The sequence below is a fragment of the Roseateles sp. P5_E11 genome (assembly GCF_054049355.1).
Map to the genome: position 1 here is coordinate 1 of NZ_JBFUMO010000152.1, position 11,431 is coordinate 11,431.

Below are 11,431 nucleotides of genomic sequence, written 5' to 3' on the forward strand. Positions count from 1 at the left end.
GGCCACCACGGTCGAGCAATCAACGACCGTAAAGCCGCTCATTTGGGCCGGCCACCACGGTCGAGCAATCAACGACCGTAAAGCCGCTCATTTGGGCCATCTCCTTTTGCCGCTCCTCGATCCACACGGCCGGCAGGCCGAAGGCGGGGTCGGTCGTCGGCGTGCCGATGAGCTTTTGCGTCGCATGGCCGGGGTTGATGGCCAGCCACATGCCGGGGAAGGCCTCGGCCTCGCCGACAACGGCGCCGCGCAGCGAGATGCGGTACTGGCTGGGGCGCAGCTCCAGGTTGTCACGGATGTGCACCGGCGGCGGCAGGAAGCCGACTTCCTGCGCGAACTTGCGGCGCACGCCCTTGATGCGGCTCAGCAGGTCGCCTTCCTTGCTCTTGTCGACCAGGGTGATGAGGCGGTAGCCGACCTCCAGGCCCAGGGTGTCGACCGGCACCAGGTCTTCCCAGCTCGCTTCGCCGGCGCCTTCGCTGCTGGGCATGATGGGCTTGACGGCCTTGGCGGCTTCCAGCGCCTGCTCCTTGCTGCGCAGCCAGTAGGCCAGGTAGCCCAGGCCGGCGGCGATCAGCAGGAAGACGACGTGGGGCATGCCCGGGATCAGCCCCAGCGCAGCGATGACGCCGGCCGTGATGGCCAGCGACTTGGCCGAGCCGAACACCTGCTTGCCGATCTGGCTGCCGATGTCCTTGTCCGTGCCGACGCGCGACACCACCATCGCGGCGGCGACCGAGATCAGCAGGGCCGGCACCTGGGCGACCAGCGCGTCACCAACGGCCAGCAGGATGTAGCTGTCGGCGGCCTGGCCGGCGGACAGGCCATGCTGGGCCACGCCAATGATGAAGCCGCCGACGATGTTGATGGCCAGGATCAGCATGCCGGCGACCGCGTCGCCACGCACGAACTTGCTGGCACCGTCCATGGAGCCGAAGAAGTCGGCCTCGTCGGAGAGTTCCACGCGGCGGCGCTTGGCCTCCGCTTCGTTGATGAGGCCGGCGTTCAGGTCGGCGTCCACGGCCATCTGCTTGCCGGGCATTGCGTCCAGCGTGAAGCGCGCACCGACTTCGGCGATGCGCTCAGCGCCCTTGGTCACGACGATGAAATTGATGACCACCAGGATGGCGAAGACGATCAGGCCGACCGCGAAATTGCCGCCGATCAGGAAGTGGCCGAACGATTCAATGACCTTGCCGGCGGCGCCCGTGCCGGTGTGGCCTTCCAGCAGCACCACGCGCGTGGAGGCGACGTTCAGCGACAGCCGCATCAGCGTGGTCAGCAGCAGCACGGTCGGGAAGGCCGCGAAGTCCAGCGGGCGCACCATGTGGGCGGCGACCATCATGACCATCACCGCCATCGCGATGTTGAAGGTGAACAGCAGGTCCAGCGCGAAGGGCGGCAGCGGCAGCACCATCATGGACAGCACGAGCAGCACCGCGATGGGCGCGCCGAGCGCGGCGATGATGCCCGCGCGTGGGCCGAGCAGGGCTTGGAGTTTGGCGGTGAGCTGATTCATGCGGCAGGTCTGGTCTCACCTGCATTCTTCGCGGCGGCTCGGAAAACTTGAGCCGGAGAAACGGCGGGAAAACCGGGCTGTTCTCGCCCGAGGCGCCCCGCAGCGCTCACTCCGTGAAGTCTTCCTCGGGCTCGGGTGCCCAGCCCGGCTTGTTGTGCGGGTCGAGCTCCGGCGGCACATGCGGATGCGGCACATCCGGGCGGGCCATGTTGCGCGACGCCAGGGCGGCGCGCAGCTGGTAAACGTAGGCCAGCACCTGGGCCACGGCGCCGAACAGCGCAGCGGGAATCTCGTGGTCGACCTTGGCATGGGCGTAGAGGGCGCGGGCCAGCACCGGCTGTTGCAGCACCGGCACCTTGCTTTCYTTGGCCAGGTCGCGGATCTTCATGGCCAGCAGGTCGGCGCCCTTGGCGATGACCTTGGGCGCGGCCATCTTGCCTTCCTCGTACTTCAGCGCGACGGCGTAGTGGGTCGGGTTCATGACCACCAGGTCGGCCTGCGGCACGGCGGCCAGCATGCGGCGCTTGGCCATTTCGCGCATGATGGCGCGCATCTTGGCCTTGATCTCGAGGTTGCCCTCGACTTCCTTCATCTCCTGCTTGACCTCTTCGCGGCTCATGCGCATGCGGCGCAGCCAGAGCTGGCGCTGCAGTGGCACGTCGATGGCGGCAAACACCGCCAGCGCGACGGCCAGCAGGCCGAGGCCCCCCATCAGCTGCTGGCCCGCGTAAGCCAGGGCGGAGGGCAACGGCACGGACATGATGCCGACATAGGCCGCCAGGCGGTCCTTCAGCACCATCGCGCCGACGATGCCCAGCACCAGGGCAAGCAGCACGGCCTTCAGGGCCGAGCCGAACCCCTGGCCGGTGAACAAGCGACCCAGGCCGGCGAGGGGGTTGAGATGGCTGAACTTGGGCGCGAGCGGCTTCATCGTCCAGTTCCAGCCGCCGCTGGCCAGGTTGCTGGCGATGCCGACGATCACCAGCACGGCGGCGATCGGTCCCATGACGGCGGCGAAGGCCAGCGTCATCTCGACCAGCCGCTCACCCATGAACCCCTTTTGGGCCAGCAGGCGCGCATCGAAGTGCAGGCCGTTGATCAGCATCTGGCGCAGCTTCTCGACAATCTGCGGCGCGCCCACCGACAGCACGGCGCCGCCAGCGACCATCATGGCGAAATGCGGCAGGTCGCGCGAGCGCGGCAACTGGCCCTCGGCCCGGGATCTTTCGATCTTCTTGGGCGAGGCGGGTAAGTTGCGATCCTGTGCGTCGTGGTCGGCCATGGTGGTGCTGCAGCTGAACCGAATTGTTCGAGGCAGCCGCCGAAACTTGAGCGAGAAAAGCAGGGTGGATGCCCGGCTAATCCCAGCCGGGCCGCAGCGCGCCGGACCAGGTGTGCAGGATTGCCGCCGCCAGGGTGGCGAGGCCGGCGCGGCTCACGCTAATCTCGGGCCGTGCCCCGCTCTGCCCGCCTGCTCACGCTGTTGGCCGCGTCCTGCGCCGGCGCAGCCCTGGCCCAGGCGGAACCGTTGGCCATCGAGTACCGCGACAAGCCGCCCTACAGCTACACGGTGGACGGCAAGCCGGCCGGCTTCCTGATGGAGCGCACCGCCAAGCTGCTCAAGCGCGCCGGCATCGAGGCCCGTTATGCCGAGGTGCCGATCCGCCGCACGCTTCAGAATCTGCAGGCCAACCTGGCGGCGCTGTGTTCACCGGGCCTGTACAAGAACCCCGAGCGCGAGGCCTTTGCCCGCTTCTCCCTGCCCATCCACCGCGACCGGCCGCATGTCGTGCTGGCCCATGCCAGCGTCGCGGCACAGATCCGCGCCATCCCGCGCGTCGCCCAGCTTTTTGCCGATGCTTCGCTGCAACCCGGCGTTCTGGATGGTGTGTCTTACGGCCCGCAGCTGGACCAGTTCCTCGCCACGGCGGCCAAGCCGCCCTTGCGCGCCCAGCTGGCGCCACTGCAGCTGGCGCGCATGGTGGGAGTCCGCCGCGCCGACTACATGCTGATCGACGAGGAAGACCTGAACTGGCTGCGCAAGGACCCCGAATTCGCTCCCCTGCCTCTGGTGCGCGTCGAGTTCGCCGACATGCCGCGCGGGGAACTTCGCTACCTGGCCTGCTCCCTGCAGGTCAAACCACAGACGCTGGACAAGCTCAATCAGGCCATCCGCGAGCTGCCGCCCGAAACGCAGGCCGACTGAGGCGCCAAAGAGAAAAGCCGGGCGGCCCCGGCGCGTTCAGAAGCGCTGGCGGAACCCCAGCGTGATGGGCACGGCGTCGGTACGGGCGCCACTGGCATCGCTGGCGCGAAGATAGTCCCAGCTCAATTCCAGCGTCGCGGTTTCGGTGGTGCGCCAGCCGATGGAAAAGCCCAGCGTGGGCCGCACGTCATGCTTGGTGCTGCCGCCGGCAGAAGCATTGACGAAGGCGGCGCCGGCGCGCCAGGTGGCCTCGACATGCTGCCCCCACCGCACGGCCCAGGCGCCGCCCAGTACAGCAGCACGGAAATGTGCCGAGGTGGCCGGGCCGTAGAAGTCGGCGCCGAAATTTGCCTTGCCGAAGTCCACGTACCAAGCCTCGACGGCGGAGACGCCGAAGCGGTAGCCGGCGCCGACCTTGATGGAGGTGGCACTGCCTTTGCGGCAGCGGCAGAGGATGAAGCCGGGTTCGGACTCATAGTGGGTGCCACCGACGGCAACGTCGCCGTACCAACCGATGCGCGAGTCCGGCGCACTGGATTGAGCCTGGGCCAGCGGTGATGCGACGGCCAGCACGGCGGCCGCCAGGGCGACAGCCCCCTGTTTGATTCGGATCATTTGACTTCCCTGATGTTGTTGATGCCCGCCCGTCTGCGGGCGCGGCGGCGTTTGTAGCAGAAGCCTGCCGCCCACCCAGCGAGCGGCATCACCCATTTCGGGACAAGAAAAAGCCCGCCGAATGGCGGGCTTGATGCGGGGCGCGCGAAGCGCTTCAGAAGCCGAGACTGGCCAGCAGATCGTCGACCTCGCCCTGGTTCGTGACGACGTCGGTACGACCCTCGGCGTTGACGACCGGGCCCTGCAGGATGGTCGGGTCGACCTTCTCGCGCTGCTCGGGCGGCACGACCTGCACCAGCAGCTTGACGAGGCTGTCTTCCAGGTCGTTGGCCAGCTTCACGACCTTGGCCACCACCTGGCCGGTCAGGTCATGGAAGTCCTGGGCCAGCATGATGTCCGTCAGATGACCGTCAATGCTCGCGGTGCGGTTCTCGACATCCTTGACGAAGTTCATCACGGCACCACTGGCAACGGCGCGCACCGGATCGGCAACGATGGCAGCAGCCAATTCCTTGGTCGCCCGGCTGATGCCGGCGTGCTCGCCCTTGGCCTGGTCGACGGAGTTCAGCACCTTTTCGGCGGCGGCGGCGGTCTTCTCCGCGATGTAGCTCAGGCGGCTGCGCGCATCGGGCAGGCCGTCGGTGGCCACCTGCAGCTTGGGCATGACGCCCAGGCGCTGCATGGTGTCGTGCAGCGTGCGCGTGATGGTGCCAAGTTGCTGAAAGACTTCGGGCGAGACGAGCAGCGGCTCTTGGGCCTTGCCCAACTGCTCCAGTTGATCCATCGACATGACAGTCCCCTTTTGGTGTTGTCAGGCCGCGGCGGCCAGCTTCTGCATGATCTTGAGGACTTTTTCTTCCAGCGTCGCCTTGGTGAAAGGCTTGACGATGTAGCCCGCAGCACCCGACTGGGCGGCCAGCACGATGTCTTCCTTGCGCGCCTCGGCGGTGACCATCAGCACGGGCAGGTGCTTGAGGTTGGGGTCTTCCTTGATGGCCTTCAGCAACTCGAAGCCCGTCATGTTGGGCATGTTGATGTCGCTGACGACGAAATCAAACTTGGCGCCCTTGAGCATGTTCAACGCCTCGACGCCGTCCTCGGCCTCTTCGCAGTTGTTGTAGCCAATCTCCTTGAGCAGGCCGCGCACGATGCGGCGCATGGTGGAGAAGTCGTCGACGACCAGGAATTTCATATCAGTGCTCATGGCGATCCTCTCTCGGGTGCAGGCGGTATTTCAGGGTCAGCACGCAGTCTAGTTTCTAGCGAGCCGGCGCCGACGATTGAGTTTGCGGCATTTTTCCGTTCTGCGGCACTTGCGTGGACCCGGTCTGCGCAGGCGCTGCGTCGGCTTCGGGCTCGTCGGGCACGTTCTTCAGCACGGCGTCCTCGGCGTCGCGGTTCATGACGATGATGCTGATGCGCCGGTTCAGCGCGCCGTTGGGGTCCTTGGCGTCGAGCAGCTTGCTGGCGGCCAGGCCTTGCACGCGCAGCATGCGCGCCTCCGACAGCCCGCCCGCGACGAGCTCACGGCGCGAGGCATTGGCGCGGTCGGCCGACAACTCCCAGTTGCTGTAGCCCTTGTCGCCGCCGGGGAAGGCCTGGGCGTCGGTATGCCCCTCCACCGTCAGGCGGTTGGGCACCTCGGTCAGCACGCTGCCGAGCTCGCGCAGCAGTTCACGCATATAGGGCTTCACGACGGCACTGCCACTGTCGAACATCGGCCGGTTGCCCTCGTCGACGATCTGGATGCGCAGGCCTTCCTTGGTCATGTCCAGGCGGATCTGACCGCCTAAAGCGGCGAGCTTGGGGTTCTCGGCCAGCACTTCCTCGACCTTGGTCTTGAGCTGCTCCAGCCGCGCCTTCTCGGCCTTGCGCTGTTCTTCCTTCAGCGCACGCAAGGTGTAGCTGGCGCGCTTGGCGGCGCTCTCGCCTTCCTTGACCTGGCCGGTCTCGCGCGTGAGGTCCTTGCCGCCGCCGCGGATGACGCTGGAGGAGTCCCCCGAGCCCGAGCCGCCCAGCATCGCCACCTTCAGGGGCGACTGGAAGAAGTCGGCAATGCCCTTCTTGTCGCCCTCGGTCGTGGAACCGAGCAGCCACATCAGCAGGAAGAACGCCATCATGGCCGTGACGAAGTCCGCATACGCGATCTTCCACGCACCGCCATGCACCGCATGGCCGCCCTTCTTCACCTTCTTGATGATGATGGGCTGGAGTTTTTTCGCGTCGCCAGCCATCAGACGGTCTCCGTGTTTCCGGCGCGCGAAGCGCCGCCGCCCTCAAGCGGCAGCCGTGGAACTGGCTTTGCCAGGCCACTGGGTGCGCCCCCCTGGGGGGGAGCGCCGAAGGCGCTTCGGGGGGGGGTCATTTCTTCTTGACGTGGCCTTCGAGTTCCGTGAACGACGGCCGGTCACCCGAGAACAGCACTTTGCGGCCGAATTCGATGGCCACCTGCGGGGCATAGCCCTGCATGCTGGCCAGCAGCGTCGTCTTGATGCACTGGAATTCCTTGCCGCCGTCCTCGACCTTCTGCTCCAGCAGGCCGGCCAGCGGCTCGGCGAAGCCGTAGGCCAGCAGGATGCCCAGGAAGGTACCGACCAGCGCCGAGCCGATCATGCCGCCCAGCACCRCCGGCGGCTGTCCGACCGAGCCCATGGTGTTCACGACGCCCAGCACGGCGGCCACGATGCCAAAGGCCGGCAGGCCGCCCGCCAGGCGCTGCAGCGCGGCCACGGCGGCGTGCTCCTCCTGGTGGTGGGTCTCGATCTCGCTGTCCATCAGCGACTCGATCTCGTGGGCGTTCAGGTTGCCTGACACCATCATGCGCAGGTAGTCGGTGATGAATTCGGTGACATGGTGGTCGTTGCCCACCGTCGCGTACTTCTGGAACAGCGGGCTGTTGTGCGGGTCCTCGACGTCCTTTTCAATGGACATCAGGCCTTCCTTGCGCGCCTTCTGCAGGATGTCGTACATCAGCGCCAGCAGCTCCATGTAGCGGGCCTTGCTGTATTTGCTGCCCTTGAAGCAAAGCCCCAAGCCGGCGGCCGTCGCCTTGACGACCTTCATCTGGTTGTTGGCCAGGAAGGCGCCGATGGCCGCGCCGAAGATGGTGATCATCTCGAAGGGCAAGGCGTGCAGGATGACGCCGATGTTCCCGCCGTGAGCGATGAACACGCCGAAGATGCAGACCATGGAAATGGCCCAGCCGATGATGACGAACATGCGCGGTTGAGTTTGGGGTGTTCAGGCCATATCGGCCCGGAGCCGGGGGGCTTGAGCAAGTATGCCGCGCGTCAGTTGCGGCAGTACTTTCAATTGGGCCCCTTTGAGACGGCTTTCCCTACAGTTGCATACAACCATACGGGTTGCCCACCCGGCAGCTGCCAGCTGGCCACGGGCACCACATCGGGCACGGCAAAGTCCAGGCTGACCAGCCAGGATCCCGGCGCCTGCTCGGCGCAGGCCTTCGCCCAGACACGAGGCATGGACTCGGGCCGCTGGAAGACATAGACCAGGGCGAACGGCGCCCAGTCGTCGGCCCACAGGTCGCCCTGGCGCACCATGGCGCCGCGCACGCGCCAGCGCGCCAGCAAAGCCAGGGGCCGGCTCCATTCGACGCCCTCGACGCGGGCTTGTGGGTAGACGTGCAGCAATTCACGCAGGCCATCGCCGACACCGCAGCCGGCGTCCAGCACGCGCGCACCCGGCGGCAGGGGCGCCAGTGCCGGCAAACGGGCCAGCGCGCCGCGGGGGGTCGGGAACAGGGGAGCCTCGCTCCAGGTCCGGCGCGGGTAGAGCCACCACAGCAGCGCCAATGGCACCAGCCACAGCAAGCCCGAAGCCTCACCCTGCCAGCCCAGGGCCAGCACGGACACCGGGAAGCCCAGGGCGACGATCAGGCGGCGCCAGCGCTCGCCATTCAGCCAACCCAAGGCTGCGGCGACGGCTGCACCCAGCGCCAAGGCCGGGCCGGGTGACAGGCCGGCAAAAAGCGCGGCCGCATAAATGAACCAGGCCGCCAGCCAGCTCAGCAGAGCGGGCAGCGGCCAGCGAGCAATCCACATACCCGAGAGGGTAGCGGAGTGTGAGTTAGTGCATCTGGATGGAGCCCTGCGCGCGGCCCTTGCCAGCGCGTGCGGGCGGGTTGCACAGGCCGCAGACGAAATGGCGGGCGATCTCGTGCGGGTGGGTGACGAACTGGCCATTGCACTTGGCGCACTTGGTCAGGGTCAGCATGCCGTTGTCGACGAACTTGACCAGGCGCCAGGCGCGCGTGACCGACAGCATGGCTTCCAGGCCCTGGGCCGTCGTCTGCTCCTGGTAGAGCTGGTAGGCCTTGATGACGGTGTCGATCTCGTCCATCTCCGCGGCCTTGTTCAGGTACTCGTGGATGTTCAGGAAGAGGCTGGCGTGGATGTTGGGCTGCCAGGTCATGAACCAGTCGGTCGAGAAGGGCAACTGGCCCTTGGACGGCGACTTGCCGCTCACTTCCTTATAGAGGCGCAGCAGACGCTCGTAGGACAGATCGGTTTCCGACTCCAGCACCTGCAGGCGGGCACCGAGATGGATCAGCTGAACGGCACGGTCGATCTGCTTGGCTTCGGTGAGGATGCTTTTGACGCGCATGGTGTGGCTCCGGAATCAGTAAGGGCGGTTCTAGATCAGGCGTGCTCGTGGCGGCCGGCGATCAGGATGGAGGCGTGCAGGCGGCTGACGCTCTCGTTCGCACCGGGCTTGCTGTGGTTGGTCAGCAGGCCCCACACCAGGTCGTCACTCATGCGGAAGGCGCACAGCAGCGTGTTGCCGGAAGCGATCTTCATGATCTGCGCCGGGCTCAGCGTGCCAATCAGCGTGGCCGTGTCCTCGCTGATGCCCAGGCGGTACAGGGCCTGTTCGCGGTCGGCGCGGATCAGGCTCTGGGCCAGCATCAGGTAGGACAGGTTGGCTTCACGGATCTCGGCGAGCATTTGGTCGGTGTTCATGGCGGCTTCCGTCAGAGGTGATGGGGTGTTGCGGATCAGTGAAACGGATTGTGTTGACCCCTCTTCTTTCGCGATATCAGGCTGCGTCGGTGCGCCACGTCACCTTTTCTGGAAGCCCTTGTCAGCCAAATTCCTACAGCCGCGTCGGGCTTGCCGGCGCCCAAAAACCAAGGCCCCGGCAGCTCGCGCTGGCCGGGGCCTTGAAGGTGTGAAATTTGTCGCGTCAGTCGCGCTGCAAGCGGTGCAATTCCATCATGGCGACCGGCATCAGTTCTGGCGACTCGGCGCGCAGGCTGTCAGCGCCGGGGCCGGACTGCAGCGCAGTCAGCACCTCGATGGCCCGCTTCTTCTCACCGCGGCCGGACAGCGCAAAGCCCAGGGTGTAGAGGCTGGGGCCGTGATCGGGCTGGATCTTCAGCGCGCGCTCGGCGCTGGCAGCGGCCTGGTCGTGGCGGCCGGCCACGAGCAGCAGCGCACCCATGTCGGCCAGCAGCTCGTGGCTCATGGGCTCGTCAGCCAGGGCGTCCTGCAGGATGCCCAGGCCCTGGCCCAGGTTGCCCCGGGCGGCCTCGGCAAAGGCAGCATTGCGGGCGCGGGCCAGCAGCATCAGGGGTTCCTCCAACGGCGCAGCGGCGGTGGGAAGGTGAACAGCTTTTTGACGGGTCGAGGCGGACAAGGCGGGCATCGCAGGCTCCAGTCCGGCGTGCGGGTTCGGCCGGGATGGAGCGGACTTTAGGCAGGCCTCAGACGACCGATCCAACGAAAAGGCAGGCCCGAGCGGGCCAAAAAATCTTCATCCGGCTGATCCGATGAACAAGGCTTTGCAGATGCCTCTGTTCAAAAGATCACGCCCCTTGACAAAAGCGACTCAAGAAACGTGTCGGCCCGTCCGATAGCCATTGCAACGGCGCCGGCAACGGTTCCGTGGTCCGGCTGGAAAGCCGAGGCGATGTCCAAAGCTCAGGCGGCGGACGAGCTTCAACGGTTGACTGGCGTCGGGCGTAGCCACAAGGGCTTGCCTATTAGTTAGTAAGGCGAGTCTGCGTGGGCAGCACGGGTGCCTCACCCGGGCACTCGGGTCTTCGCCGGCGCTTTGCCGGGTCATCTCTAGCTAAAAGGAAGCGCATCATGCCCGCAGTTATCAATACCAACCTGCTGTCGCTCAACGCGCAGCGCAATGCCAGCTCCGCACAAAGCTCGCTGGCCACCTCCATGCAACGTCTGTCGTCCGGCCTGCGGGTGAACTCCGCACGTGACGACGCCGCCGGCCTGGCCATCGCGGAACGCATGAATTCCCAGGTCAAGGGAATGAATGTCGCCATCCGTAACGCCAACGACGGTATTTCGCTGTCGCAGACGGCTGAAGGCGCCCTGGGCAAAGTCAACGACATGCTGCAGCGCATGCGTGAACTGGCCGTGCAGTCCGCCAACGGTACCAACAACACCGACGACCGCACCGCGCTGAACAACGAGTTCACGCAGTTGCAGAGCGAAATCACCCGCCTGAGCACCAACACGACCTTCAACGGCCAGGCGGTGCTGACCAACACGACGTCGTTCAACTTCCAGGTCGGTGCCAACGCGACGGCCAACGACACCATCACCATCAGCGGCCAGAACATGCTGGGCACCACCACGGCAGTCGGCAAGAACGACGGCGCCCTGGCTGAAGTGGCCAACACGACCAACACCGACATCTCGAACGTGGGCGCGGCCGGCACCGGCGCGACCTTCGATGCCTACACCGGCACCGGCACCAAGGGCGCCCTGGATTCGATCGCCAAGATCGACCAGGCCATCGCCCAGGTCAACGTGGCCCGTTCGACCTTCGGCGCCGCCCAAAACCGCTTCGACGCCGTGATCGAAAGCCTGGGCACCGCGGTCGAAAACCAGTCCGCCGCCCGCAGCCGCATCATGGATGCCGACTACGCCATGGAAACCGCCAACCTGAGCCGCGCGCAGATCCTGCAGCAGGCGGGTACGGCCATGATTGCCCAAGCCAACCAGCAACCGCAGCAAGTGCTGTCGCTTCTTCGATGATCCTGGGCCAGCCTCGACGCTGGCCCTGAGCTCCGACGCGACAGCCGTCGTCGTCGACCCCCGAGGGCAAAG

12 protein-coding genes and 1 pseudogene are annotated in these 11,431 nt (G+C 66.2%); 2 read left to right on the forward strand and 11 right to left on the reverse strand.

What is annotated here, in order from left to right:
* Positions 1-49: 49 nt before the first annotated feature.
* Together ACXJKR_RS13410 and flhB are read right to left on the reverse strand one after the other, a co-directional pair.
* Positions 50-1,519: pseudogene (locus tag ACXJKR_RS13410) on the reverse strand (flagellar biosynthesis protein FlhA); the annotation flags it as partial.
* A gap of 106 nt (positions 1,520-1,625) precedes the next feature.
* Complete coding sequence (gene flhB / locus ACXJKR_RS13415; RefSeq protein ID WP_457323257.1) at positions 1,626-2,801, reverse strand: flagellar biosynthesis protein FlhB; 1,176 nt, start codon at positions 2,799-2,801, stop codon at positions 1,626-1,628.
* A 171-nt stretch (positions 2,802-2,972) separates the two neighbouring features.
* Here flhB and ACXJKR_RS13420 point away from each other — a divergent pair, with 171 nt between their 5' ends.
* Positions 2,973-3,725: a substrate-binding periplasmic protein gene (locus tag ACXJKR_RS13420; protein WP_457323258.1), complete on the forward strand. Its 753-nt coding sequence runs from the start codon at positions 2,973-2,975 to the stop codon at positions 3,723-3,725.
* Between the two features lie 36 nt (positions 3,726-3,761).
* Here the strand turns inward: ACXJKR_RS13420 and ACXJKR_RS13425 are convergent, their stop codons facing one another.
* From ACXJKR_RS13425 to ACXJKR_RS13465, 9 genes are all read right to left on the reverse strand, one after another.
* Positions 3,762-4,340 (reverse strand): hypothetical protein, encoded by a 579-nt coding sequence (locus tag ACXJKR_RS13425; RefSeq protein ID WP_457323259.1) that lies wholly within the window; start codon positions 4,338-4,340, stop codon positions 3,762-3,764.
* 154 nt (positions 4,341-4,494) lie between these two features.
* Positions 4,495-5,124, reverse strand: a complete 630-nt coding sequence (locus ACXJKR_RS13430; protein ID WP_157255979.1) for a protein phosphatase CheZ — start codon at positions 5,122-5,124, stop codon at positions 4,495-4,497.
* Positions 5,125-5,151: 27 nt separating this feature from the next.
* The gene (gene cheY / locus ACXJKR_RS13435) at positions 5,152-5,544 is read right to left on the reverse strand and encodes a chemotaxis response regulator CheY (RefSeq protein ID WP_056199225.1); all 393 of its coding nucleotides are present in this window, start codon (positions 5,542-5,544) and stop codon (positions 5,152-5,154) included.
* 55 nt (positions 5,545-5,599) lie between these two features.
* Positions 5,600-6,574, reverse strand: a complete 975-nt coding sequence (gene motB, locus ACXJKR_RS13440) for a flagellar motor protein MotB (RefSeq protein ID WP_457323260.1) — start codon at positions 6,572-6,574, stop codon at positions 5,600-5,602.
* A gap of 127 nt (positions 6,575-6,701) precedes the next feature.
* Positions 6,702-7,559 carry a flagellar motor stator protein MotA gene (gene motA / locus ACXJKR_RS13445; RefSeq protein ID WP_457323261.1) on the reverse strand — a complete coding sequence of 286 codons (858 nt, stop codon included), beginning with the start codon at positions 7,557-7,559 and terminating at the stop codon, positions 6,702-6,704.
* 89 nt (positions 7,560-7,648) lie between these two features.
* Positions 7,649-8,401, reverse strand: coding sequence for a class I SAM-dependent methyltransferase (locus tag ACXJKR_RS13450; protein WP_457323262.1), 753 nt, complete (start codon positions 8,399-8,401; stop codon positions 7,649-7,651).
* Positions 8,402-8,426: 25 nt separating this feature from the next.
* Positions 8,427-8,963 carry a flagellar transcriptional regulator FlhC gene (gene flhC / locus ACXJKR_RS13455; RefSeq protein WP_056199239.1) on the reverse strand — a complete coding sequence of 179 codons (537 nt, stop codon included), beginning with the start codon at positions 8,961-8,963 and terminating at the stop codon, positions 8,427-8,429.
* 35 nt (positions 8,964-8,998) lie between these two features.
* A complete protein-coding gene (gene flhD, locus ACXJKR_RS13460) occupies positions 8,999-9,319 on the reverse strand; it encodes a flagellar transcriptional regulator FlhD (protein ID WP_056199242.1) in 321 nt (106 codons plus the stop codon).
* 223 nt (positions 9,320-9,542) lie between these two features.
* Entirely contained in the window at positions 9,543-9,926 is a 384-nt protein-coding gene (locus ACXJKR_RS13465) for a tetratricopeptide repeat protein (protein WP_457323263.1), read from the reverse strand.
* A 521-nt stretch (positions 9,927-10,447) separates the two neighbouring features.
* Here ACXJKR_RS13465 and ACXJKR_RS13470 point away from each other — a divergent pair.
* Positions 10,448-11,359, forward strand: a complete 912-nt coding sequence (locus ACXJKR_RS13470) for a flagellin N-terminal helical domain-containing protein (RefSeq protein ID WP_056199247.1) — start codon at positions 10,448-10,450, stop codon at positions 11,357-11,359.
* Positions 11,360-11,431 lie beyond the last annotated feature (72 nt).